Origin of the sequence: Prosthecochloris marina, assembly GCF_003182595.1 — a bacterium.
GTDB lineage: Bacteria > Bacteroidota > Chlorobiia > Chlorobiales > Chlorobiaceae > Prosthecochloris > Prosthecochloris marina.
In genome coordinates, this window is sequence record NZ_PDNZ01000003.1 from 291311 (window position 1) to 315154 (window position 23844).

Genomic DNA, 23844 nt, shown 5'->3' on the forward strand with positions numbered 1-23844 from the left:
ACACACCTCTTGCGGCTTCTGTCGCCTTGCTGATCATATCCTGCATCCGGCAGGTTTCAGACGGCAGGCTTGATTGGTGATGTAGATTTCCCTGGGCCTATCGACACATTCTACAGACAGGCAGAGCTTCTTTCAGGGGGGCAGTTATCGGGTCACACTGCCGCCAGCCCGCCAGCGCTGGCTTGTGGGTTTCAGCAGAACAGCCCTGCACCGGTATGAACTTGTTGCTGACTCAACGACACTTTCGAGTCTCCGACAAACTGCATCTTTCCTGCATCAACACGGCCTTGCTGATGAAATGTCCGATTTCACCTCACGTGTGCATAACCGCTTACCTTAAGAAAAGAATGCAGACAGCTTCTATCAATCTTTTCAGCTGAACCTGCGCATATTTTTCTGCTGTCTGCATTCACGATGCTAACTTGCCAACCTGTCATAATACTTCTCGAGGCTGTCCTGACGGTGCTCGTCCTCTCCCTCCATGATAACCTCGAAAGTCTTGTTCCTTGCTTTTTCGGTCCATAAGGAGACAACCAGCATTTCTGCTACGTCGGAACGGTTCATCCAGCCACTCCACAACTTATCCCCCTGCTCGACATGCAGGTCATGCATCAGGGGTTCGCCATCTCTCAACCCTCCGGGACGAACAACCGTATAGGAACGGCCTTCCTTACCGAAAACATCTCTCAGATGCTCTTCAGCCTGAAATTTCTTGCTGAGAACTCCCGCAAAAAGATTGAGAGGATGATACCACCGCGTTACCGCCATTGAACTGACAAGCCCGAAATGCTTTACACCAGCCAGTGCAGCCTTGTCAACCAGTCTTATGACACCATCCCTGTCAACTTCTCCCGGGGATGCCTCTCCAAAAACCTCGCTCGATCCAAGAGCCGAAATAACACCTGTGCACCCCTCAACAGCTTTGGCAACATCGTCATCATTTTGGATCTTGCCTTCGACAACGTCAACGTCACCAAGCGCTTTTGCCTTCTCAAGAGAACGAGCAAGAACTCTTACCGGTATGCCGTAATGCTGCAGACGGGACACAACCCACCGTCCGGTTTTGCCAGTGGCACCTGCCACCAGAACTTTTCCCTTGTATTTCGCAGTATCTGTCATGATTACCTCCCAATATGGGCGTTACCTTTTAACCGTTAAACTATATAGTTGTAACATACCCATAACGCATTTCGTTTCGATAGGTGTTTTCCTTGATATTTTTTTCCGTCAATTATGATTCCTCTTCAAATTTTGCTTTTTTTCCCGTCATGCAAGCGTTGGCACGGAGAAGAAAGGTACGCAGAGAAAAATCTGCTATTGAGCAAAAATGGAGGCTGTCTTAAACGATAATCGACAATGATTGCAACCAACACAGTCGTCATGGAAGAGTCATGCTGTCTTCTGAAATGACAACAACGAGGAATAGCTGAGCTATTCGCCTGCTTAACATACGCGGGAGCTGTCCTTTTGAGAGAGCCTCCGAACCTATAGAAGTCATCAGCTTTTTCATCACATGCTATTTGTACGTTTACCTATAAAGCCACCAGATGAACAAGCATCAATGCTTTTTTAACGTTTGAATTTTGATCTTCCATGAGCGTTATCCTGATGCTCATAGCCTCAGCCTGCTTCGCCACAATGGCGGCAATGATCAAAGGAATCGGATTCTCGCTGCCGATCCCGGAAATCATTTTTTTCAGGAGCATTTTGCCTCTCCCTTTTTTTCTGGGCGCACTGTGGCTGCAGAAAAAAAAACTGGTCGTAACCGCATGGAAAACTCTTCTTTTACGGGCTATCTTCGGCTTCCTTGCGATCACCGGCTTTTATTATACGCTGGCGCACATACCTCTTGCCATAAGTGTTTTCCTCGGAAAAACTCAGCCGCTTATTCTTGCCGTTCTTGCTCCCTGGGTTGTTGGAGAAAAAACAAGCCGTTCCGTCTGGTTCGCGATAGGAACAGGCCTTGCCGGTATTGTGCTTATTCTGGACCCTTCTTTGGGGTGGACCGCTGCAGCCTGGGCCAGTATAGGAGCTGCAACGGCGTCAGCAATAGCCCACCTGCTGGTCCGCAAGCTGAATCGTACAGATGATCCGGTAACGATCGTCACAAACTTCTTTATCGTTACCGCACTTCTTAGCTCCTTATGGATGGGACCATCATTCATCATGCCCGATCGTGCTCAATGGCTGCTCCTGGGAGGTGTCGCGCTTTTTTCGACAATCGGTCAGTATTTGATGACGCTTGCCTACAGAATGGATTACGCTCCGGTCGTCGCGGCAGCAAGTTATGCATCAATTGTTTTCTCCGTTCTTTACGGCTACTTTTTCTGGAACGAAGTCCCACCTGTATCTGCGTGGGCCGGAGGTTTCCTCATTCTTGCAGGCTCGTTTATTTTGTTGCGGTCAAGGATCTGATTGTTCCAATCAGACCCCGCGGTTACCTATATTATAAACAGTACCTTTTGTTCAAAAATGTTTTAACGATGTTCTCATGAAAAAAACCCTGATTTTTTCGGCTTTGCTTCTCATATTACAGGGCAGTCTGGCCTGCACGTCAGCCTTCGGATATGATTCCTCACTGCTTAAAGAGCTTTTTTCAGATATCGATGCATGGAACTCCATGCGCGCCGCAAACCCGTCAAAAGTAATAAGCCTCGACAAAGCCAACCTGGATGATGCCGTTCTCAATAACGCCGATCTCAGCAATGCGAGCATGGCAAGAGCACAGCTTAACGGAGCAAATATCAATGGTGCAAATTTCAGCAATACCAACCTGATGCTCGCCAAATTTAAACGGGCAAACCTCAAGGATGCCAACTTCGATGGTGCGAACCTTTCAGGAGCAGATTTCAAAAACTCGTATGCTATAGGAGCTGACTTTAACGGCGCGAACCTGACAGGAACAGATTTCCGTTTTGCAAACCTCGAGGGGGTAAACCTGACAGGAACAGATCTTGAAAACAGCCAATTTTTCGACGCCAACCTGAGCCGCGCCGACCTCAGAGGAGCAAACCTGACAGGCTCTAAGCTATTCAGACAGGCTCAACTGAATGGAGCCATGATTTCAAACAATACGATCCTTCCGTCAGGTAAGCGAGCAACCTCTCTTTGGGCCTCCTTAAATGGAGCGAAATACGTCGAGGAAGCCGAGAAAGAACCTGTTGTCATGCAATCCGAACCGCTTCGGGCCGATACAACACCCGCCAGTTCGACGACAATCCACGAATTCGAATCCGAAAACATTGCAAAACCAGCTGAAGCACTCCAGCTACAGGATGTAACAGCCTGGAACACCCTGCGAAAAAAGAATCCCGAGATTAAACCGGACCTGCAAGAGGAAAATCTCGACGATGCCGGCCTGGAAGGTGCGGACTTGAAAGAAGTGACGATGACGAGCTCAACCATGAATGGCGCTAAACTTGATCATGCAGACTTTTCAGGATCGGATCTTGTCAACACTTCATGGAAAAGAGCAAGTCTGCAAGAAGCGGTATTCCGGAATGCAAACCTGCAAGGATCGAATTTCGAACGAGCTTTTATGAAAAATACCGATCTGAGCCAGGCAAACCTCAGTGGTGCGGAACTCTACGGTGCCAGACTTTATGGCGCACAGCTGAACAATGCCAATCTTTCAAACACGAATCTCTACGACGTAGACTTTACCAATGCCGATCTTAGAGGGGCAAACCTAACCGGAGCTAAACTCATCTATACCATTTTCGATAAGGCGCTGATTTCAGCAGCAACAATAACTCCTACAGGAGAAAAAGCAACCCCTGGCTGGGCATCACGAAAGGGAGCAAGGTTTGTTCGCAAAGAGTAAGAGAAATTATTGAAGCAATAACATCATAATCTGAATAACTATGGCAAATATACTTGTTGCAAGTTACTACAGCAGATGGGATATGAACGAGCATAAAGGAAGAATCGCTCTTTACGATTCCAGCAATCAGCTCATTGAAAACAGGGTTTTCAAGGATGCATCCGAGTTTCAGGTTGTCGTCAGCATGCTCCGAAACGAAAAACCATTGTGGTTCGACACAGAGGTGCACCACCTGAAAACAGGCTCAGAACCTGTAGGTGAAGGTGAAGATTAAGCGGAATACAGGCAAAAGAGTCTTTTATAACACCTCGAGGTCCGGAAATCTTTTTCTGAACACAAGGTACGTGAGAAAACGTGCCTTGTGAAGATTTGGATCACCTTGCTCCAGTCGATGCGTTTTTCCTGTCCGGGTAACGACATCGACCGTGTTATCATCATTGACCCCGATAACTTTCCAAAACTTGTCAACCACATAATGATAGGTCTCTCCATGCTCAAGCGGATATACCTGTCTTGCCCGAGGTCCTGGACACGTGGAACTTTTGGGTTTCCTGTATATAACCGGATCGCCTATCTGAAAAGACATTATGCTCTTTTCCTCCTCACCGTATGAAACGGTAAAATTAAGCTGGGGGTAAAGGTATACTACATATACTTAATTTTAACAAGAACTACAATTAAAATCAACCCCCGGCAAAAAGAGACTCTGTTTTGTCAGTTTTTTTATTTCTTTTTACCGGAGCTGCTACCGTTTTCACCCTCGAAGGTAATCCTCAGCAACTCACTTTCCATTTCTGCACCGACAGTCCTCAATGTAGCGAGCGCCTGAGGCAACACAAGATTTCTGCGATGGTTGCCAATCCGAATGTTCAATTCATCGCCCTTCTTGCTGATTTGTATTTGATCCTTTTCTATTCCAGGCAAGGAAACTTCAAGGGTATACCCGTTTTTAACCTGTTCGACCCGCATCGGGTTTTCCTTATAGTAAACCTGAGATGGATCCTCGTCACCATAGAGCAGCTCCTTGAGCTTCTCAAGGGTTTCAAGACCGCATATTTCACGTGAGTACAACGGCACCTCTTTTACCGGAAGAGGATTGAAATTCTCATAAATATCTTCACGGTAGGTTTTCTGGTTCTCTTTCCAGTACTGGAAATAAGGATCGGTCACTTCATCCGGAATAATTCTATTGGCAATAATCAAGTCGGTTGAAATATCGTACAAGCTGAGATAGGCGTGCGCCCTCAACGATTCATTGAGCACCATCCGCTCGGGATTGGTAACAAGCCTGACCGTTGTAATCGTGTTATCGGTCAGAATCTCGCCCAGCCGCTCGATCTTCTGATGAAATTCATAGGGAACATCCATCATCTGCTTGTCAGGCAATGAAAAACCCGCAATAGGCCTGAATATCGGTTCAACGATAGGCCGAAGCGTTACCGCAACCTTCTCCAGGGGCTTGTAAAACCGGCGCATATACCATCCGGTTACTTCGGGAATACTCAGGAGCCGCAAAGCTGTACCAGTAGGCGCCGAATCGATAATCAGCACATCGTAGTTCCCTTCCTTATGATGACGAAATACTCTGACAAGCCCGAAAATTTCATCAGATCCCGGAAGAATCGCCAACTCTTCGGCCTGAACACCTTCAAGTCCACGCGCCTGTAATACTTCGGTTATATACCGTTTCACCGATCCCCAGTTCTTTTCAAGCTCCTCGAGAACATCGAGCTCCGCACCCCAGAGGTTTTGACACACCTCTTTAGGCTTGTGCCCCAGTTCGATATCAAAACTGTCTGCAAGGGAATGAGCTGGATCCGTACTCAACACCAAGGTTCTATAACCCAACTCTGCACAGCGAAGCCCAGTAGCAGCAGCCATAGAGGTCTTACCGACCCCGCCTTTTCCGGTCATCAGAATCAAACGCATACTATTCTCTCTTATTAAGTGCATGAATACGTGACAGATACATCGCACATCTAATAACCATATTCTTACGACAATAGTTTACAACGCAACCTCTAAACCCGTAATCCTCAACAATAATACAGACAGAAACATCTTCAAAGGTTTTGTTTTTACTTTTTTTTCTTTACCTTGTAAAATGCCCAGCATCGATTTTCAGGTGTTTTTTCGCAAAAAATGCCTTCTGTTCCCGATAAATGAAACAAAACATAGCAGGAACAGACCTAACCAAACAGAAACAATATGGTTGATAGCAGACGAATTACATTCGCCTTTCATACGTTTATAGCTTTTTTTCTTCTTATTCAGCTAACCGGCTGCCAGACAAGTGCAAATTATACCTCCATACAAACCGGCATTTCTGCTGTTTCGGCCCCAAGCGACCTTGACAATCCGCTGCAGCTAAAGCATGATTCGCTTGCCGCACCTGATGCAGCAAAAGAACTCGGCAAACTGTTCATGGTCACAGAAGGCAAAGCATCATATTATGCCGATAGGTTCCATGGGCGCCTTACAGCCAATGGCGAGCGCTTTAACATGCATGAATTGACCGCAGCCCACAAATCGCTGCCATTCGGCTCAATGGTACGCGTCACCAATCTTTCCAACGGCAAAAAAGTTCTGGTAAGGATCAATGACCGTGGGCCGTACATCAAAGGAAGAATCATTGACCTCTCACTCGAGGCCGCAAAGGAGATCGACTTGCTGCAAAAAGGTGTGACGAATGTACGCATCGAAGTTTATGAAGGCAATTCGAAAACCTCATAAACCATTGCAAAACAGCAATACGTTGTTCACTCCCGTGCTGCCACGGGAGTTTTTTTATTTCTGTCATTCGCTTTATTCATTCTCGCGATGAACCTCAACAACAGGAGCTGCACCGTCTACCAACAAGACCCTGATAAGCATAGGACTGCAGCACACTTCGCAATCTTCGACAAATTCTTCAGGGGGTTCGATCGAACAGTCGATAAGTTCATCGTTCAAGGCACCGCAATAAGGACACTGGATAGTCACGGTCTTCATACATTCCATAACGATCTCCTTCACTGTTTACCGTAAAAGCGTCAAAAGCCCTTTCTCAAACAGGGTATGTATATCATAGATCGAGTAAAACAAATGCAACAGCATAATCACCGTTGTGTGACAGTGATAGTCTGATTTTTTCACCTGCGATACCAAGCGTTTTATCGAGCACCCTGAACGACGGTTTACCATGCTTATCGTTGACAACCTCAACGCTTTTCCATGAAAACCCTCTCGACATACCGCTCCCGATCGCTTTCGACACAGCCTCCTTCGCTGCAAATCGCGCCGCAACACTCGACATCATATCTTTCTTTTTCCTGCAGTAGTCGATCTCGCTTTCCGTCAGTACTCTTTGAAGAAACTTGTCACCGTAACGCTCATACGACAGCCTGATCCGCCTGATATCGACAATATCAACCCCAACCTCTCGATGCACTCCCATTGCTCCTTTATTGAATAAATCAGGATTTATAAAGAAAAATACAACCCTCCGAACCTATTTCCCTCTAATGCAATAAAAAGCTGTTGAAGTTATATGCAAGTGAAAGCCCAAAAACATCGGCCTTGAAATCTCCGTCGAAAGCATCGATCCGTCCCACTGTTGCCAGAGCAGATAACGAGGGGTGCAGATCGTAGCCAAGTCCGACATTACCCTGCCAGACCAGCCCACCTCCGGTTGCAAGCCCGCCACCACCGGCAGCACCAACAAGCCCCTCCGCATTGACAAATGCCTTGCCGACAATGTTTTTCCTCACCCCTAAACCAAGCAGCCCGGTCATATATGCTCCGGCATCACCGCCATAAGCGGCAAGCCCCTGACCGGTCAAATACCAGTTCCGGTCGAGAAAACCATCGATCTGAATCCCGATATTTTCGACATTCATATCAGCCTGATGCGTTCGCCAGAGATCCGATGCCTTGTAATATATTTGATGGACAAGGCGAAGCCTCATATTCGAAGGCTTTTCAGAAAACCTACTGATACCATTGTCATTGTTCGCTGGGGAACCACCGGATCGATACCCAAGCTTCAGGGCAAGGCTGGTCGCCTCGAATGTCCCGTCAGGAGCGGTGATATATGCCCCGGAAAGACCGGCAAAAAGACCAGATGCCAGATAGTACCCGATGCCCGCAGAAGCATCGAGCAGAAGGCCTCCGCCGGTATCGACATTCCCGCCACCGCCACCTCCTACGGAGGCATCGGCGTTAACAAAGAGATTACCGGCAACAGGTACCTGCGCACCGCCTCCGACAAGAATTTGCATATACCCCCTGCTGTTTCCCCCTGCGGCACCCTCGGTTTCCAGTTTAGCATACCAGCTATCATTAAAATACGATCGCCACTCGATTCCGAGCAAGGTAAAATCTCTCTGAGCTGCACCATTCACCGTTTCTGCACCCGATGCTGCATGCAAATCCCTGACAACAGCAGCAAGAGAGTTCGACCTTGAACCACGTTCCCTTTTCTGCGCCGTCGATTCCGAATGGCCATCCGTCCATCCGTTTTCCATGTAGGCATAAAACGGCAAGGAAAAGCTGATATACGGCTGGGTCGATTCAATAGATCCACCATTGGGAAACCTGACATAACTTACTCCGGCCGATAACTTGCCGAACGAACCGGTGTCATAGGTCAACTGGGCATGAGGACGCAACATGAGACCGCCACCACTCAGAGTATAGCCGCCTCGTCCCCCACCTGCTCCGATAAACACGCCTGACTCAAAAGCAATTCTTTCAGTAATGGGCAAGCAAAGGTTACCGTCGACACCGAGAGTAATAAATCCGCCGCGCTCCCCTTTGACGGCCATCCATGACCCCACGCCTAAAGAAAAACAGTCACTGAAATTATGGTGTACGCCCAGCCCGACAACCCCCATAGTCTCATCATCCGAAATCTCCCATTCTTCATATACGGCATTGAGATAACCGTTCGGAACCGTTGAACTGTCAGAAGAGAACGCAGGTTTGACAGAAGATACTACCAGTAAAAAAACTGCAAGAAACAGCAATACCGAAAATCCCACAGGCCTATTCATACTAAAGAATTTATCCTTGTGGTTAACAAAACAATGAAATAAAGCAGGCTACCAATATTTACGTTTATTTTTCGCGTAACACAAAAAAACCAACAAAAAACATTTACCAGAGCAAAAATTGACTTTTACTCTGTGCAGTTAAAAGACAGCAAAAGTAAGCAGGACCAACGCTTTGATTGTTGGTCGGGAAAGAAAAAGAAACTTCTGCAAATAAGTTCTTATTTTGCCATAGAATCAATGATATGCGGAATGCCACCTGTAATCCGGAAAGCAACAGCGCATCGTGTCCCACTACTTTTTCAGAAATAAACTTCACCTCTCGCTACTTTCTGCACTGGGTGCCGCGAGCTGGTCGATTTATTTCGACATCCAGGTTAACGTATGGACCCTTTTATGCGTCTTCCTCCTGACCTTTTCAATATACCAGGACAACCGGCTCACCGATGAAGCCGAAGATGCAGCGAACGATCCTGAAGGGCTGAAGAACGCCCTCGAAAACCGGAAGCTCATCACGTATATGACCTTCTACCCACTCTCCGTCATTTGCCTTGTTATAGCGTTTCAATTCGGACAGCCGGCCTTCTGGGCAACGGCGCTCGTTATCTTCATCGGGTATCTCTACAACCACAAGTGTTTTCCACCCTTTCTTTCCAAGCATTTGAACGGTGCCCGTCGGCTGAAAGACATCTATATCGTAAAAAACCTCACCCCTCCGCTCGATTGGGCAACCGCCCTTGTCTTTCTCCCCTTGCTTTTCGAAGGTCGGCCACTTTCACTTATGGCGTGGATATGCTGGGGCTATGTGTTTGTGTGCGCTTTCTTTATCGAGGTAATGTGGGACATGCGCGACCACCGGGGCGACCTGCTCAGCGGCATCAAAACAATCGCAAACACCTTATCTTTTCCGCAAACGAAACAGCTCCTCATCATCGCCAGCCTGATCTCAGGAACGCTCATTTTTTATTTCACTTTCACCAACATTCTTCCGAACGTCACCTATTTTTTGCTGGCAAACAATGCAGCAGTAATCGTTATCGCGAGCATGTATAAGGAGAGACAGGAAGCGTTCATGCGAAAAATCAGCGACCTGACCATCCTCCTGGCCACGATTCTTTTCCTTTCTTTCGCTTTGATAGCATCCTTTTAAAACTGACTCCTCTCGCGAGTATCCCCGGTCAACCTGGCCCATAACGTATCAATCGCCTTACGGCTTTCTTTAAGGCTGACTGATCGCTGCAGCAATGAATCGGGATCATCCGATATCTCCCAGGCAAAAATGTACTGCCACTTTTCAGGAGGGTCGTTTGGATCGGTTCTCAGTTCCCCGAACCTGAGATCGGCCATAGTTATAACACCATCAATCTCTTCGGCCACCCAAAAACCATTTGAAAACCAATCCACCGCTTCAACATTGCGTTGACCCCGATAAGGGGCAACAAGTGCTTCATTCCTCTGCACGGTCACAAACTCGATCTCTTCCTCCCCAGAATCTGCGACAACAGAGAAGTAACCTATCAGAATCCCGGAATCGGTGAGCGCTACATGCCGCCATAAGAGCGTGTTCATCGGAGTGGCGCCTGTGTAAGAAGCTTTCACCCCGATCTGTTTTGCCTCCAGCTGACGGCTGAACACCGAATCCGCGTATGCATGGGAGACAAGCGAAAAGAGAACGTATGCAGAGCTTACTGCCAGTCCCGCCCATGTGAATCTGTATCTATGCCCGGATCTGGAAAATGCTGCCGCTATAATACCCAGCAACAGTGGTCCGGTGTAAAGCGGATCAATGATAAATAAGTTGCCGAGGCTGAAACCAAATCGTGAAAACGGCGCAAGGAACTGGGTGCCGTAAATATTGAAATAGTCTATCAGCACATGGGTTGCCAGTATCAGTACCATTCCCGCCATGGCCCGTTGAGGAGAGATCTTTGTTTTCCATCTGGCACTCCACAACAGTGCGCCGAGCAATGCGCCGCCAATCAGAACAAAAAAGATCGAATGGGACTCGCCCCGGTGCCAGTAAAGCTGCTGAACATCGTCGAGGAGGGGAAAGAAAACAACATCCAGATCAGGCAGCGTACCGAAAAAAGCCCCCCAAAGAAAAGCTTTTCGACCTAACGGCTTATGCCACGCGGCATGAGCAACCGCTGCACCAAGAGCCGCTTGCGTAATTGAATCCATGTTGTGGAATTGGAAAAAAGAATCCGAGCTTTACCGATTTTACCATTGATCAGTATAGACAAGAAGACAAAATAAATCCTAATGGAAAAATGTTGATATCCGTCTAAGATCGCGGTTACCCCGGAGGAGAGAAGTGCTTGTAACTATTTCTATTATAGAACGTTAATCATGTATTATAATCCATACCTTTAAACCTAATAAACAACACCCCCTATTTTATTCTAATAATGACCTTTACTCCCCTTTTTCTGTTTTTTCACCGACTTGACCATTTTTCCGAACGCACGGTCTTTCTGGCGTTTCTCGTAGTATGACATCTCGTTATAGGCTGCTTCGCGCTGCATGGCAACGTAGTTTTCGTAGCGCTGCTCGGAAAGTTCTCCACGTTCAATCGCCGCCCGGATTGCACAGCCTTTTTCGTTGGTATGAGAGCAGTCGTTGAACTTGCATTGACGCTCGAGTTCCGCAATTTCGGAGAACGTCTCACCGATTCCAGTATCGATAAAGAGATTGCCTAATTCGCGCATACCGGGAGTATCGATAACAAGAGCGCCTGAGGGTAACCGCATCAACTCGCGATGCGTGGTTGTGTGTCTGCCTCTACTGTCTTTTTCCCGAACAGGCTGCGTCGCGGCCTCATTACGCCCTAAAAGCCGATTGAGCAAGGTCGATTTGCCAACTCCTGAGGAACCCACCAGACAATAGGTCTTGCGAGGCTTCATCAATGTCTCGATTTGTTCTACATGTGCGCCGTTTTCGCTGCTGAACGCAATCACATCGAGACCTACTACCAAATCGCTGATACTTGCCAGCTTCTGTTCCACTTCTTCGGGAGAAAAAAGATCAGATTTGCTGAACAGCACAACGGGTACGATCCCGCTCTCGTGAATCATCACCAGATATCGCTCGAGGCGCCGCGGATTAAAGTTGTCGTCGAGAGACTGAAGGACAAAGGCCACATCGATGTTTGCACCGATCAACTGATAATCGGTGTTCTTGCCGGCACTTTTACGTCTCAAGAGACTTTTCCGTGGGATGAGTTCATGAATAACAGCGTGGGTGTCATCATCGAAGAAGTCTGCACGAACCCAATCCCCTACCGTCGGCAGGTCTACTGCGGATTCCGCTCCATAATGAAACCTGCCCGTCAACTCGGCAAACACGTCTATACGCCCATTTGAAATGACGAAACGGTCTTTATGAACCGCGACGACGCGCGCTAAAGAAAACGCTGCCGCCGACTCTATCGGGGCCGGCGATAACTCGTCTAAGCCGAGATCCCGAATACCGCCTGATTGACTGGGAGGGTTACTATCCAACATTACCATTATAATCTCATCTGTCTTTGTCACTGAAGATAGCAGACCGTTCTTGAATCCAAAAATCATTCCGAGTCGATCAATGCATATGCCAGCCACAGAATTTCGCTACAGCTCGAAAACGCCTTATTTTCGATTGAGGCTCTCTTATCGACACAATCGCGAGCGACTGCATAATCTCGACTTCTATCGACGATGCACTTTCGATGAAGTAAGCAAAACATGTGCATATATGCAAAGCAGAATACCCAATCGAGCCGCTTGTGTAATCGAGTCCATGTTGTGGAATTGGAAAAAAGAATCCGAGCTTTACCGATTTTACCATTGATCAGTATAGACAAGAAGACAAAATAAATCCTAATGGAAAAATGCTGATTTCCGTCCAAGATCGCGGTTATCCCGGAGGAGAGAAGTGCTTGTAACTATTTCTATTATCAAACGTTAATCATGCATTACAATCCATACCTTTAAACCGAATAAACAACATCCCCTATCTTAACTCAACGTGCTGGATAGCTACAGCAGAGAGATTATCTCGGTTATGAAGTACGATACATCAATCAACGGTCAACGAGTATGTAGCGTACTGGAAAGGATTGCCTGGCTCAAAGGGGCATGCCAGAAATGATCACGGTTGACAATGGCCCTGAATTTATCGGTAAAGCGTTTGATGCATGGGCTCATCGTCATGGAGTGAAACTGGTATTCAATCGTCCGGGTAAACCGATTGACAATCGCTACATCGAAAGTTTCAACGGCAGGCTACGAGATGAATGCCTGAATGTGAACTGGTTTATGAGCTTGGAACATGCTCGAAAGGTTATCGGAGAGTGGCAGGAGGATTACAATTCTATCCGTCCGCACAGTTCATTGGGAACGCTGACACCGGAAGAATTTCTGGTTCAGCAAACAGAATTTTGCCAAAAGGAAGTGGTCTAGTGACCGGGGGCACGTCCAATTAGGGAAATCTACGCCAAAGAATCCTACACGTTGTGCCTAAGATTTGACGACCACTCAAGTATCGAGTAAAAATGAATGCAAAGATGCCGGGAGCTTAGGGGAACAGAAAAGGCCTTTTATAAAAGCAATAGCGATAAGTCAAGAAACTCCGCAACAGAGATCTATCAGGTTATCTAGAACATGCTTTTTCAAAGCTATTGGAAGAAAATATTTTAAGACTACAGAAATTTCGTGTTTTGACGTTTATTCTTTCGAAAAAAATGATCTATCGATTTTAGGAAAAAAACCTGAAAATTTATCCGGCATTTTTATTACTAGTGCTGACTTACCTTTTAATTCACCTTCCGTCACAACGACCTTTATAGTTCTACTACTACCTCCCGGAACAACTGAAAATTCATATGAATATCCAGCAGACCGCTCTTCCGGATTAATAGTTTTATTCAGCTGTTTCATTCGCATTCTCCTCGTTTTTGTTTTCGACAACTTTGAACATTGTATTTAGAGGATGAAAAAGCGCATCAGCTACTCCAGCCCCAAGCCATGTATCCCAGCTTTTCTTAAACACTCCTCTAGATTCACTATCGACTGCTAAAAAACCAATACAACCAACCTCATCAAAATCAAAATGCCTATTTTTTCTTTGTTGTATCGGCCATACTATAGCACTCCTGTATGGCAAAGTCCAGCCCTTACCGGTAATACGCTCATAAAAACCCATTTCCTCTTTAGGCTCTCCATAAACCTTAAAGCTACTTGTCTTATAATTCCTACGTTGCATCAAGTCATTACAAAAAAAATAATTTTGACCCGGTTGCTTTTCACTATAAAGCAATTCAAAATCCTCATTCTCTTCAATAGCATCCTGGTTCTTATCTGAGCGCTCTTTATCCTTTTCTGAATTGTGCTCGTATGAATCCGTATCCCTAGCAAGAGTGCGCACATAAAGCTTTTTATCTTTCTCATATATCGCTTTTATGGTCGCCCTACATCGAGTCCCTGTTAGCATAGAGAAAATTGTTGCTACGCAATCAAGGACAGTAATGAGCCCATTAGTCGCTCCAGTAAAGACACGCTCTCCGTCTTTCTCGCTTAAAGCACTTGGGTCTAGCTCATTAAGAAATGATTCAATGTCTCTTATAAGATGAAAGCAAAAGTGTAATTTTCCAGTAATGTTCGCATATTTTTCCTTTCTTGCGAAGATTACCTCTCGCACAATGATAAAAACTAAAAGAAGAACAAAACTAAAACAAACTGTAAAAGTTAAAAGTGATTCGAAAAGATCATCTGAAAAATTGAAAACTCGACTCAGAGAATAAAAAATCAACAAAGGAGTCGCTATGGCGCTAAAGATCCTCCAAATATCATTTACTCTTGATATTTTTATTACGTCATGTGATGCAGATTGAGCTTTATCACTCATCCTTAGCTCTTATTAGTTGAGGACAAAAAGGTTTGATGGCTCGGGGCTAAGTCAAAAAAAACGACGGTTTAGGCTTAATAGCACAAAAAAAATGCGCTATAGCCTACGCTTTAACATAATTCCCTCATGAAAAGATACTTTATTATTGCTTTTTATCATAAAAAAATACTGTCAAAACGTCACACAATGCAGAATATAGCAATAATCATATATCCCCTTTTTATATAAACACTTAGAATCTTTACCAAGAGCTATTAAATTCAAATTAGTAGCAAAATGCATCAAGAACACCACTCTGACTTTAACCATTTTTTCTACAACCAAGTGGTTTAGTTTTTCGGACTCAGGTCATTATTCCTTGGCAATATTCCCAAGCCTTTCTCGGCCAACTTTACGCATCAGCTGCGACACGGAGCCCCGTCGGGCGCATGCCTTTTTAGCCTGTACTAGCGTTTCAATAGCCGGGTCTTCGCGTACCCCGCGTAAGCAAAAGGTCCGACATCGGCTATTTTGTGTTTAATAAACAAGTTACTCACTAACGGCAAGATGTTAGGAACTATGCTGAAAACAGGAATATTGCCTAGCACAGCAAGCCAATTGATTCTTGAGACTTCACCAAAACCTGCCTCCTGAAGCTTGGACTCTATCTCACTGGCGTCTTCCTCAATGCGATCGGAAAGGTTCTTTGATGCCTCGCCGCGAAGCTAATCGTCTTCGAAGTCAGCTAAGTGGGTAAATTCTTTTTCAACCTCCAAACGGAATCGCCTCAACTAATCACCATGATTTTTCTTGAAAACCGCAACCTGGTAAAGGTAAAGAGTAAAGAGGCAAAGAGTAAAGAGGGACGTTCTTCCGTTAACACAATATCATGTAACCGCCAGAAGGGAAACACTGAAACTACCATTTGTAAAACATCTATTTCCCGATACAGAATTGGCCGAAGATGACATTGAGGACTTCCTCGTTGACCACTTTCCCGGTGATCTCGCCGACGTAATCGAGGGCTGAGCGGAGTTCGAAAGCTATGAGCTCGGTTTCCGATCGTGCTTCGATCAGTTCATGAGCGTTTTGCAGGGCATCGGCAGCATTGCGCAGGGCTTCGTAGTGACGCATGCTGGTGACGAGCACGCTCGCGTCGTGCAGCTTGTCCAAACCTTCGACCATCATGTTCATCTCGGCTTTCAGAACATCGAGGCCGTCCTGTTTCAGAGCAGAAATACCAAGCACCTTGCATCCTGTCTTTTCCGAAACAATTTCCATCCGCTTCATGCTGTCTTCAGTGGTGTCCGTCTTGTTCGCTATGATCAGGAGCTTTCCGTCAGGGTGCTTCTCCCGAAGCTCGGCAATAGCCGGTACCTCCTGCTCATAATCTGAAGAACCGATATCCATCAGGTAGAGGATCAGGTCGGCCTCGGCGATTTTTTCGTAACTGCGCCGGATACCTTCATGCTCGATTTCCTCTTCTGCATCGCGAAGCCCTGCCGTATCGGTAAGCCGGAACATGGTTTTATCGTAAATGAAAAACTCTTCGATATAGTCCCTTGTGGTACCCGGCATATGGCTGACGATCGCCCGTTCTTCACCAAGCAAGACGTTAAGCAACGTCGATTTGCCGGCGTTGGGTTTGCCGATGATGGCGGTTGCCACACCTTCGCTCAGCAATCTGCCATGCTGATAGGAGTCAACGAGTTGCTCGACTTCACGCTGTAGCATCTCGATCTGTCCTGACAGCTCCTCGCGGCTCTGGAATTCAACGTCCTCTTCACTGAAATCGAGCTCGAGTTCCAGCAAAGCACAGGATTGCAGCAGTTGTTCCCGCAAGGCACCGAGTTTCCCGGAAAGCCCTCCCTTCATCTGGTTGACCGCGGTTCGATAGGCTGACTCCGAACGGGCGTGGATCATTTCTCCGATCGCTTCGGCCTGCAGAAGATCGATCCTTCCGTTCAGAAACGCACGGCGGGTAAATTCGCCCGGCTCTGCAAGCCTGCAGCCGCTATCGAGCAGAAGCTTCAATACCTGCTGTGTCACCACCGGCCCGCCATGACAGGTGATTTCAACCATATCCTCGACCGTGAACGAATCGGGTGACCGGAACACCAGTACGATAACTTCATCGATCATCCGATCCCCGTCATGCAACTTTCCGAAGTGAGCGGTATACCCTGGTGAGTCGGCCAGTGACGTTTCGGGCGAACGGACTTTGGAAAAAACCTTGTCGGCAATAGAAAAAACTCCCTCACCGCTCATTCTCACCACAGCAAGCGCACCAACCCCCACCGGTGTTGCTATGGCGGCAATCGGCTCACTCTGAACGACGAGAGACAATGGTTCACTCATAACGATAATTATATCAATCCAGTTTAATCGGCCTTACCTGTATTTCATCCGGCAGCATCGCATCGGGAAGCTCGATCAGGGAAACAATGAGCGCGGCAAGTTCCTGAGATTTCATCAGCTGTTCCGGATCGACCCCGTCACCCCTGTAAAACTCCGTGTCGGTCAAACCCGGATTCACCGAGCAGACCCGGATGCCGTAGTCGCGCAGTTCCTCCATCACTGCTTGTGAAAAACCGTTGATGCCGAATTTCGATGCACAATATGCAGAGCCACCCCTGAACCCTTTTTTCCCGGCAATAGACGAAACGTTTACGATCGTGCCACCCTGAACAGCTTTCATACCCGGCACCACCCTTCGCGTACAGAGAAAGGTTGCCGTAAGATTGGTTGCAATGAGTCTAACCCACGTTTCCGGCAAGATGGTTTCAACATCCCCGAACACCCCGAAACCCGCATTGTTCACCAGCAGATCAACCCGATCATGGCGGCTGAAGATGGTGTCGAATGAACGATCGATATCCTCCTGTCGTGTCACATCGGTCCGCAGCCAGGTAAAATCTTTATTATCCACTATTGTCCTGCGGCGGCTGAAACCGTACACAACACAACCCTTTTGAGTGAGCAGCCCGCAAAGATCGAAACCGATTCCCGAACTCGAACCCGTCACCACTGCAACCTTACCTTTCAGATCCATGACATCATTGTTTTTCAGAGAAATGCTTTTTTACAAAACACCTATGATTTGTAATGAGCAGCTCTACCATTCATTCACAGAGCGAACTGTAACCGGGGAACGGAGTAAATTGATAGAAACCGCCTGCTCAAAAGTACTGAAAATCATCGATAAAATGGTAACTTTGCCACGACACCGAGCCTCCTCGAGCATACGAATAACACTTTTGGATCATCACCATGGAACCATCTCAAGAGCGGGATATAACACATCTCAGAAACGAGGTCCTCAATGAAAAAGGCAGTACCCTGCAGGAAAAGTTCGATCGGGTCATCAATCTGGTAAAAGTGCTCCGTTCCGAATGCCCATGGGACCGCAAACAAACCCCGGAATCTTTGTCACATCTTCTGCTTGAAGAAAGCTACGAACTGATCCATGCCATCGATGAAAACGACGACCGGGAACTGCAGAAAGAACTTGGGGACCTGTTCCTCCACGTCACCTTTCAGGTACTGATGGCGGAAGAATCCGGCAAGTTCACCTTTTCCGAAGTGTTCGACGCTCTTTGCGACAAGCTCATCAACCGCCATCCCCATGTTTTCGGAGAGACCGTCGCCGACAATGAGCAGGAGGTACTGAAAAACTGGGAATCTCTCAAACTGAAAGAAAAAGGGCGCAGAAGCCTTCTCGACGGTGTTCCAAAGGCAATGTCCGAACTGCTCCGGGCTTACCGGGTGCAGAAAAAAGTAGCCGGTGTCGGCTTCGACTGGAGCAGCGACGAAAACGTGCTCGACAAACTCCTCGAAGAGATCGAAGAATTGAGAAATGCCCGAAGCAAAGAAGAAAAAGAGGAGGAGTTCGGAGATATTCTCTTCACCATCGTCAACTACAGCCGCTTTATCGGAGTTAATCCCGAAGACTCGCTGCGCAAATCGACAAACAAGTTCATGAAACGCTTCATGGCCATCGAAGAACTGGTCAACCAATCGGGAAGAAGCTGGCAGGAGCACACCTCGGAAGAGTTGGATACATTGTGGGAGAAGGTGAAAAGAGAGCAGTAAAAAAGATTCATCATTTCGATATGATCCCAAGCCTTTATGCCGAGAACTTCTCTTGTCCAGATAATCCCTGTTTCCCGAAGGCAGCCGTCGAACAGAATTGACAGTGAAACAGGAACGCTATAGCTGCCGGAAACGGGAGAAATGATTTATATTATTGTACTTACAATGAATTGGAACAGGAAGGTTCGATACCTTCGAGACCGATAACTCGACCAACCCGTTTTCGTATGAAACATCCGGTCTTACAAAACACGGCGTTCCCCTCTCTCACCCTGTTGTTCACAGTTTTGCTGTTGCTTTTCACTCTGCAGCAGAACGCCCTTGCACAGACAGGCTCATTTCAGTCGAAGCTCAAGCTCAAAAAAAACACTGTTTTACAAGAGGCTGAACGATCGAGACCTTCCGGCAGTCTGCTCCCGAAATCCTCAACCACGGTTTGCCTGTGGGATGGAAGGGGTGAATTCGGCAAGGAGCACTTTCAGTGCCTGCAGGAAGCCAGTGTTCACATAGGAAATGCTTCGGCAGAAGCGCTGCTTGAAAAATGGTGGGTATCGTGGTCGACCGAACAGACCGGGTTTGCCAAGGCCATTTACCAGGTTTCGATGTTTCCCTTTCCTTCTGGAAACAGCAACTGGCAGTCGCCTCCAGGGCTCTTGAAAACCGGCACTGTGGAACAGTGGTCCGGCAAAGGACAACAGCCTTTTTTCACGATCGACCTTTCATCGTCCTTGTCCGGTGGAGGAACGCCAGCGACAGAAAAACTCTCTCCGGTTCAGCAAAAGCCTGGGCTTACCCAAAAGCAGCCTTTGACGCTACAGCAATCAACCGACCAGCCTCGGCCCAAACGTTCAGGAGACATACCGCGCGCATATTCACTCTACGTCCGTATCATCACACTCGACAGCAACAACAACCTGACAGCCACCCCTTCCCAGGCTGCAGTTATGCACCTCTCGACTCGGGGAACCTCGCAATTCATATGGTATGGCGACCCTAACCCCAATCTGGAACAGCCTGCAGCTCATGCTCCCGATATTCGCATCGTCAGCTACGATCACTTTCAACCCAACCAGTCCGACTGGGACCGTCAGTTTATCGTCACCAGAGACATGCCGATGTTGGGCTACAGCAAAGACGATGAAATCTTTATCCCGCGTGATGACGGCTCAAAAAGCGGCTGGGAAGCGATAACCGGCGCTATAGGCAATCTTGCCGGTTTTGTTCAGGACTGCATCAACCGGGTTGCCGACGCATATAACGGCTTGAAACAAAAAGCTCTGGACCTCGCGATTTCACTGGCCAAGAATACAGTCGGGTGCGGCCAAACCTGCCAGGATGCTTTCAGCCTCGGTTTGAATTACGGCATGACGGTCATGGGTATGCCGCCAACGCTCCCCAACTTCGATGCCATGATGAGCCTCGGCAAAGAGTACCTGATCGCCCAGGTCGCTGCAGAGGTCTCACCTTATTTATCAGAGGACGACGTCTCGAAAGCGATCGACTATCTGGAATCGGAAGTCAGAAAAACCGCAGATACAGGCACTGATGGCAGCCAATGGCTCAGGCTGAACCCGAAATACCAGTATCACGACGCAATGCTGCTCCTGGAGGTTTCCAACCCGACAGCACAAGCTACCGATGCGATCAGTTGCCTGATCCATCAGCAAAAAGAGGCCTTTTACTTTCCTTTCCAGCCAAAGGACTATTACATCAACATTCCACCCATCAAACCGGGACAGACCATCCGTATTCCGGTACTGCTCAAGCCGAACAACGTGCAGTGCAACAACGGCAAAGGCATGCTGATGCCCCAATGGAATGCGATGATGAAGAAAGGCGTACTGCTGCAGGTATATCCCGGCAGGAATGAGCAGATTCTCGTTAAACAATAATACGCGAGACAGCTTTCTTATTCCAGCAAATACTCCCTACATTTACAGGAAGACACTGTCCATTACCGAGCCCGGATACAAGCAAAACCATGCACCAAGGAGCACACCAATGCGATCAGCAAAATTCTCGGAAATAAGAAAGGAGCTTCAGATAGACGATGAAACCGTCTATTATTATGCCGTCGATAACCAGGGAACCATCATTCTGCGCAAGAAAACCGATGATTACGAGTTGGGGCGTAAGGATATCAGCGCCGCTGCATCGGAGGATTTCCTCGAGAATCGTTTAGACCTTTGATTCGTGTTCGGCACTTTTATGCTTCGTTGTCTTCACAGCTGAAACGATCTCAAAAGGGAGGCCTTACCCTTCATAGGGTAGCGTTGCGTTGTTTGACTACTGATTTGAAGACAATATCGGCAAGAATCAGCACTGCGCTCGCCCCCAGAATTATCCCCCAGTCAGCAATTCCCAGCGGTACCGAGTGAAAAACGTGATTCAGGGGCGAATAAAGAACCACGAGATGCAGAACTAAGGAAAAAGCAACCGCTCCTGTCAGCCAGGGATTGGAAAAAGCCTTGAGGGTGAAAATGTTTTCTGTTTCGGATTTGGCATGAAAAGCGTTGACCATTTCAAGGATGACCAGCGAAGTAAACGCCATGGTCGAGGCATAGAGATAGTCCGGGCTGGCGCTATCGAGAGCGTCACCCCAGCTCCAGCCCGAAGAATAGAGCGCATTGATGTACAGCCCCAGACAACCGGCCGTAATGACAAAACACACCACCACAAGCCGGACGATCATCAGCCTGTCGACAATAAATGAAAATCTGGCAACAGGAGGGCGCTTCATAATATTCGGGGCTTTCGGCTCAAATCCGAGAGCAAGCGCAGGTAATCCATCGGTTACGAGGTTGATCCAGAGTATCTGGATTGCCACGAGGGGAAGCTTGAGCCCCACAAGAACAGCAAGAATTATGATCATCACCTCGCTTATGTTGCCTGCAAGAAGAGAGAAGACGAACTTTCTGAGATTATCAAAAACCGCCCGCCCCTCCTCGACGGCTTTGACAATCGATGCAAAATTATCGTCGGTCAGCACCATTGTCGATGCTTCTCGCGCAACATCTGTCCCGCCCCGCCCCATCGCAACCCCTATATCGGCCTGCTTGAGGGCAGGGGCATCATTGACACCGTCACCGGTCATGGCGACAACATGGTCTTTTTTCTGCAATGCCTCGACGATATTGATTTTCTGTTCCGGGCTTACCCGTGCAAAAATCGACACCTCCTCGACAACCTCACCGATATCGCCAATTTCCTCGAGATCCGCACCTGTCATTGCCTGCCCGGTTATGCCCAGTTCCTGGCCTATAGCCTCTGCCGTCAGCTTCTGGTCTCCGGTAATCATCACAACCTTGATTCCCGCACTGCGGCATCGAGCAACCGCATCGATCACCTCCGGTCTCGGAGGATCGTTCATCGCCTGGAGCCCGGCAAACACCAGATTATCTTCGGTAAAATCATCGCCACTGCGCACTTCTTTCCATGCGAAACCAAGCACTCGCAAGGCGTTTTGCGCAAAAGCTTCGTTTTTCTGCAGAATATCCCGGTAAAGCGCATCATCGAGAGGCACTTCCACATTGTTCATCATCACATGCGTACACTGCTTTAACAGCACATCCGGAGCACCCTTCGTATACATCACCATCCCTGCGCCTGAAACATCATGCAGGGTGGACATCATCTTGCGCTCCGAGTCGAAACCTATCTCGTCAACGCGAGGATATCTCCCCTGGAGTTCAAGAGAATCCAGACCGTGCTGTTTTGCCGAAAGCAAGAGAGCCGCTTCCGTCGGATCACCGAAAATTCCGCCGTCAGGATCAGGCCGGGCATCGTTACAGAGAGCACCTATCCTGAAAAGCAGTTCCAGGTCTTTCCTGCCGGATGTTTCCGTCGATTTCTTCTCCCCCACTTCGATTTCAGACCCATCGGTATAGATTTTCCTGACGCTCATGCGGTTGACCGTCATGGTCCCTGTTTTATCCGAGCAGATAACCGACGAAGAACCCAGCGTTTCAATCGCCGGAAGGTGACGTACAATCGCATTCTTTTTCACCATGCGTTGCACTCCCTTGGCAAGCGTAAGTGCCACTACGGCAGGAAGACCTTCGGGAATCGCGGCAACAGCGAGGCTGAGCGCGGTTTTGAATGTTTCAAGTAAATCCTCGCCCGACATCCAGGTGAGCAGAAACATCAGCACCGCGGCAACGATGACGATAAGAGCAAGGCGGCGGGAAAAGCGGTTGATTTTTCTCTGCAGCGGGCTGCCGCGACCATCCTTTTCCTCGGAAAGAAGCTCGGCAATCCTGCCAAGTTCAGTTTCCATTCCGGTTCCGGTAACAAGCGCCGTGGCACGTCCTTTTGCGACCATCGTCCCCGAATAAACCATGTTGAAACGCTCCGCAAGCGGAGCTTCAGGCGGAACCGCTTCGGTTGTTTTCGATACCGGCGTGGACTCGCCGGTAAGCATCGACTCCTGGGACTCCAGATTCATAAGCTCCAGCAGGCGGGCGTCTGCTGGAATACGGTCACCTGTTTCAAGCAGAATAATATCTCCGGGAACCAGCAGGCGTGTTTCGAGCTTGACGACATGTCCGTCACGCATTACCTTGGCCTTCAAACCCGAAATTCTTTTAAGAGCTTCAAGAGCTTTTTCCGCCCGGAACTCCTGTAAAAAACCGATGGCGCTGTTGGCGACCAGAATAAACCCGATGACCACGCTTTCGAGAACGTCACCGAGTAAAAGGGAAACAAGAATTGCAAAAATCAGCAGCCAGACAAGAACACTTTGAAACTGCTGGAGGAAAATCGCCCAAACAGAGATCTTTTCTTCTTCTCTGAGCCGGTTCTCTCCATATCGCTTCAACCTTCGGGCGGCTTCTTCCGACGTCAATCCATCAGGCGTTACTTGCAGCTTATCGAAAATCTTTTCCGCGCTTTCAGCAAATGTATCCATAGCCCTTTAATGGAATCTATTCTATTCACCACTCACGCCGCCCCGTCAAATCAACGGTTATGTCAATACATGGTAACGAGCGGTCAGAGCCCCCGACAAATCGGAGCACGAGGCACTTTCCAAAGGACAGC

22 protein-coding genes and 1 pseudogene are annotated in these 23844 nt (G+C 47.8%); 9 read left to right on the forward strand and 14 right to left on the reverse strand.

The window, feature by feature from the left end; all coding sequences use genetic code 11:
- Positions 1 to 417: 417 nt before the first annotated feature.
- Both CR164_RS05650 and CR164_RS13185 read right to left on the reverse strand, forming a co-directional pair.
- Positions 418 to 1119: an SDR family oxidoreductase gene (locus tag CR164_RS05650; RefSeq protein WP_110022949.1), complete on the reverse strand. Its 702-nt coding sequence runs from the start codon at positions 1117 to 1119 to the stop codon at positions 418 to 420.
- 413 nt (positions 1120 to 1532) lie between these two features.
- Positions 1533 to 1706 carry a hypothetical protein gene (locus tag CR164_RS13185; protein WP_239994483.1) on the reverse strand — a complete coding sequence of 58 codons (174 nt, stop codon included), beginning with the start codon at positions 1704 to 1706 and terminating at the stop codon, positions 1533 to 1535.
- On the opposite strand from CR164_RS13185, the gene CR164_RS05655 reads away from it, so the two are divergent.
- From CR164_RS05655 to CR164_RS05665, 3 genes are all read left to right on the forward strand, one after another.
- Complete coding sequence (locus tag CR164_RS05655) at positions 1648 to 2415, forward strand: DMT family transporter (protein ID WP_239994482.1); 768 nt, start codon at positions 1648 to 1650, stop codon at positions 2413 to 2415. The genes CR164_RS13185 and CR164_RS05655 overlap by 59 nt on opposite strands.
- A gap of 76 nt (positions 2416 to 2491) precedes the next feature.
- Complete coding sequence (locus CR164_RS05660; protein WP_110022951.1) at positions 2492 to 3823, forward strand: pentapeptide repeat-containing protein; 1332 nt, start codon at positions 2492 to 2494, stop codon at positions 3821 to 3823.
- Between the two features lie 40 nt (positions 3824 to 3863).
- Positions 3864 to 4097, forward strand: a complete 234-nt coding sequence (locus CR164_RS05665) for a hypothetical protein (protein WP_110022952.1) — start codon at positions 3864 to 3866, stop codon at positions 4095 to 4097.
- Positions 4098 to 4121: 24 nt separating this feature from the next.
- Here CR164_RS05665 and CR164_RS05670 read toward each other — a convergent pair whose 3' ends face one another.
- Positions 4122 to 4409, reverse strand: a complete 288-nt coding sequence (locus tag CR164_RS05670) for a hypothetical protein (RefSeq protein ID WP_110022953.1) — start codon at positions 4407 to 4409, stop codon at positions 4122 to 4124.
- Between the two features lie 137 nt (positions 4410 to 4546).
- The gene (locus CR164_RS05675) at positions 4547 to 5752 is read right to left on the reverse strand and encodes a TRC40/GET3/ArsA family transport-energizing ATPase (RefSeq protein WP_110022954.1); all 1206 of its coding nucleotides are present in this window, start codon (positions 5750 to 5752) and stop codon (positions 4547 to 4549) included.
- Positions 5753 to 6031: 279 nt separating this feature from the next.
- Here CR164_RS05675 and CR164_RS05680 point away from each other — a divergent pair, with 279 nt between their 5' ends.
- A complete protein-coding gene (locus tag CR164_RS05680; RefSeq protein ID WP_110022955.1) occupies positions 6032 to 6556 on the forward strand; it encodes a septal ring lytic transglycosylase RlpA family protein in 525 nt (174 codons plus the stop codon).
- A gap of 72 nt (positions 6557 to 6628) precedes the next feature.
- Here CR164_RS05680 and CR164_RS05685 read toward each other — a convergent pair whose 3' ends face one another.
- From CR164_RS05685 to CR164_RS05695, 3 genes are all read right to left on the reverse strand, one after another.
- The gene (locus tag CR164_RS05685; protein ID WP_110022956.1) at positions 6629 to 6823 is read right to left on the reverse strand and encodes a zinc ribbon domain-containing protein; all 195 of its coding nucleotides are present in this window, start codon (positions 6821 to 6823) and stop codon (positions 6629 to 6631) included.
- A gap of 64 nt (positions 6824 to 6887) precedes the next feature.
- Positions 6888 to 7259 carry a holo-ACP synthase gene (gene acpS, locus CR164_RS05690; RefSeq protein ID WP_110022957.1) on the reverse strand — a complete coding sequence of 124 codons (372 nt, stop codon included), beginning with the start codon at positions 7257 to 7259 and terminating at the stop codon, positions 6888 to 6890.
- A gap of 64 nt (positions 7260 to 7323) precedes the next feature.
- Positions 7324 to 8856: a hypothetical protein gene (locus tag CR164_RS05695; protein WP_110022958.1), complete on the reverse strand. Its 1533-nt coding sequence runs from the start codon at positions 8854 to 8856 to the stop codon at positions 7324 to 7326.
- Between the two features lie 283 nt (positions 8857 to 9139).
- Here CR164_RS05695 and CR164_RS05700 point away from each other — a divergent pair, with 283 nt between their 5' ends.
- Positions 9140 to 10003: a UbiA family prenyltransferase gene (locus CR164_RS05700; protein ID WP_110022959.1), complete on the forward strand. Its 864-nt coding sequence runs from the start codon at positions 9140 to 9142 to the stop codon at positions 10001 to 10003.
- On the opposite strand, the gene CR164_RS05705 is transcribed toward CR164_RS05700, so the two are convergent.
- Both CR164_RS05705 and rsgA read right to left on the reverse strand, forming a co-directional pair.
- Positions 10000 to 11034 carry a metal-dependent hydrolase gene (locus tag CR164_RS05705; protein WP_110022960.1) on the reverse strand — a complete coding sequence of 345 codons (1035 nt, stop codon included), beginning with the start codon at positions 11032 to 11034 and terminating at the stop codon, positions 10000 to 10002. The genes CR164_RS05700 and CR164_RS05705 overlap by 4 nt on opposite strands.
- Before the next feature lie 221 nt (positions 11035 to 11255).
- A complete protein-coding gene (gene rsgA, locus CR164_RS05710) occupies positions 11256 to 12356 on the reverse strand; it encodes a ribosome small subunit-dependent GTPase A (protein WP_110022961.1) in 1101 nt (366 codons plus the stop codon).
- Positions 12357 to 12852: 496 nt separating this feature from the next.
- On the opposite strand from rsgA, the pseudogene CR164_RS05715 reads away from it, so the two are divergent.
- Positions 12853 to 13292: pseudogene (locus CR164_RS05715) on the forward strand (integrase core domain-containing protein); the annotation flags it as partial.
- A 264-nt stretch (positions 13293 to 13556) separates the two neighbouring features.
- Here the strand turns inward: CR164_RS05715 and CR164_RS05720 are convergent.
- The 4 genes from CR164_RS05720 to CR164_RS05735 form a co-directional block, all read right to left on the reverse strand.
- A complete protein-coding gene (locus tag CR164_RS05720) occupies positions 13557 to 13769 on the reverse strand; it encodes a hypothetical protein (RefSeq protein ID WP_110022962.1) in 213 nt (70 codons plus the stop codon).
- On the reverse strand, positions 13753 to 14736 hold the full coding sequence (locus tag CR164_RS05725; RefSeq protein WP_110022963.1) for a hypothetical protein: 984 nt from the start codon (positions 14734 to 14736) through the stop codon (positions 13753 to 13755). The genes CR164_RS05720 and CR164_RS05725 overlap by 17 nt, the downstream gene beginning before the upstream one ends.
- Positions 14737 to 15651: 915 nt before the next feature.
- The gene (mnmE, locus tag CR164_RS05730) at positions 15652 to 17073 is read right to left on the reverse strand and encodes a tRNA uridine-5-carboxymethylaminomethyl(34) synthesis GTPase MnmE (protein ID WP_110022964.1); all 1422 of its coding nucleotides are present in this window, start codon (positions 17071 to 17073) and stop codon (positions 15652 to 15654) included.
- A gap of 13 nt (positions 17074 to 17086) precedes the next feature.
- Entirely contained in the window at positions 17087 to 17767 is a 681-nt protein-coding gene (locus CR164_RS05735) for an SDR family oxidoreductase (RefSeq protein ID WP_110022965.1), read from the reverse strand.
- Between the two features lie 218 nt (positions 17768 to 17985).
- Between CR164_RS05735 and mazG the strand changes: the two genes are divergently transcribed.
- From mazG to CR164_RS05750, 3 genes are all read left to right on the forward strand, one after another.
- Positions 17986 to 18807 (forward strand): nucleoside triphosphate pyrophosphohydrolase, encoded by an 822-nt coding sequence (mazG, locus tag CR164_RS05740; RefSeq protein ID WP_110022966.1) that lies wholly within the window; start codon positions 17986 to 17988, stop codon positions 18805 to 18807.
- Positions 18808 to 19034: 227 nt separating this feature from the next.
- On the forward strand, positions 19035 to 20699 hold the full coding sequence (locus CR164_RS05745) for a hypothetical protein (RefSeq protein WP_110022967.1): 1665 nt from the start codon (positions 19035 to 19037) through the stop codon (positions 20697 to 20699).
- 109 nt (positions 20700 to 20808) lie between these two features.
- Positions 20809 to 20997, forward strand: coding sequence for a hypothetical protein (locus CR164_RS05750; RefSeq protein ID WP_110022968.1), 189 nt, complete (start codon positions 20809 to 20811; stop codon positions 20995 to 20997).
- 70 nt (positions 20998 to 21067) lie between these two features.
- Here CR164_RS05750 and CR164_RS05755 read toward each other — a convergent pair whose 3' ends face one another.
- Positions 21068 to 23713, reverse strand: a complete 2646-nt coding sequence (locus tag CR164_RS05755; protein WP_110022969.1) for a calcium-translocating P-type ATPase, SERCA-type — start codon at positions 23711 to 23713, stop codon at positions 21068 to 21070.
- Positions 23714 to 23844: the final 131 nt, after the last annotated feature.

What these genes read in the sequence shown, in the direction of transcription:
- CR164_RS05745 (WP_110022967.1), top strand. Translation starts at nt 19,035, where the DNA reads ATGAAACATCCGGTCTTACAAAACACGGCGTTCCCCTCTCTCACCCTG.
- CR164_RS05705 (WP_110022960.1), bottom strand. Translation starts at nt 11,034, where the DNA reads ATGGATTCAATTACGCAAGCGGCTCTTGGTGCAGCGGTTGCTCATGCC.
- acpS (WP_110022957.1), bottom strand. Translation starts at nt 7,259, where the DNA reads ATGGGAGTGCATCGAGAGGTTGGGGTTGATATTGTCGATATCAGGCGG.
- CR164_RS05695 (WP_110022958.1), bottom strand. Translation starts at nt 8,856, where the DNA reads ATGAATAGGCCTGTGGGATTTTCGGTATTGCTGTTTCTTGCAGTTTTT.
- CR164_RS05665 (WP_110022952.1), top strand. Translation starts at nt 3,864, where the DNA reads ATGGCAAATATACTTGTTGCAAGTTACTACAGCAGATGGGATATGAAC.
- rsgA (WP_110022961.1), bottom strand. Translation starts at nt 12,356, where the DNA reads ATGTTGGATAGTAACCCTCCCAGTCAATCAGGCGGTATTCGGGATCTC.
- CR164_RS05720 (WP_110022962.1), bottom strand. Translation starts at nt 13,769, where the DNA reads ATGAAACAGCTGAATAAAACTATTAATCCGGAAGAGCGGTCTGCTGGA.
- CR164_RS05655 (WP_239994482.1), top strand. Translation starts at nt 1,648, where the DNA reads ATGATCAAAGGAATCGGATTCTCGCTGCCGATCCCGGAAATCATTTTT.
- CR164_RS05650 (WP_110022949.1), bottom strand. Translation starts at nt 1,119, where the DNA reads ATGACAGATACTGCGAAATACAAGGGAAAAGTTCTGGTGGCAGGTGCC.
- CR164_RS05685 (WP_110022956.1), bottom strand. Translation starts at nt 6,823, where the DNA reads ATGGAATGTATGAAGACCGTGACTATCCAGTGTCCTTATTGCGGTGCC.
- CR164_RS05670 (WP_110022953.1), bottom strand. Translation starts at nt 4,409, where the DNA reads ATGTCTTTTCAGATAGGCGATCCGGTTATATACAGGAAACCCAAAAGT.
- CR164_RS05660 (WP_110022951.1), top strand. Translation starts at nt 2,492, where the DNA reads ATGAAAAAAACCCTGATTTTTTCGGCTTTGCTTCTCATATTACAGGGC.
- CR164_RS05735 (WP_110022965.1), bottom strand. Translation starts at nt 17,767, where the DNA reads ATGGATCTGAAAGGTAAGGTTGCAGTGGTGACGGGTTCGAGTTCGGGA.
- CR164_RS13185 (WP_239994483.1), bottom strand. Translation starts at nt 1,706, where the DNA reads ATGCTCCTGAAAAAAATGATTTCCGGGATCGGCAGCGAGAATCCGATT.
- CR164_RS05750 (WP_110022968.1), top strand. Translation starts at nt 20,809, where the DNA reads ATGCGATCAGCAAAATTCTCGGAAATAAGAAAGGAGCTTCAGATAGAC.
- mazG (WP_110022966.1), top strand. Translation starts at nt 17,986, where the DNA reads ATGGAACCATCTCAAGAGCGGGATATAACACATCTCAGAAACGAGGTC.
- CR164_RS05725 (WP_110022963.1), bottom strand. Translation starts at nt 14,736, where the DNA reads ATGAGTGATAAAGCTCAATCTGCATCACATGACGTAATAAAAATATCA.
- CR164_RS05755 (WP_110022969.1), bottom strand. Translation starts at nt 23,713, where the DNA reads ATGGATACATTTGCTGAAAGCGCGGAAAAGATTTTCGATAAGCTGCAA.
- CR164_RS05680 (WP_110022955.1), top strand. Translation starts at nt 6,032, where the DNA reads ATGGTTGATAGCAGACGAATTACATTCGCCTTTCATACGTTTATAGCT.
- mnmE (WP_110022964.1), bottom strand. Translation starts at nt 17,073, where the DNA reads ATGAGTGAACCATTGTCTCTCGTCGTTCAGAGTGAGCCGATTGCCGCC.
- CR164_RS05675 (WP_110022954.1), bottom strand. Translation starts at nt 5,752, where the DNA reads ATGCGTTTGATTCTGATGACCGGAAAAGGCGGGGTCGGTAAGACCTCT.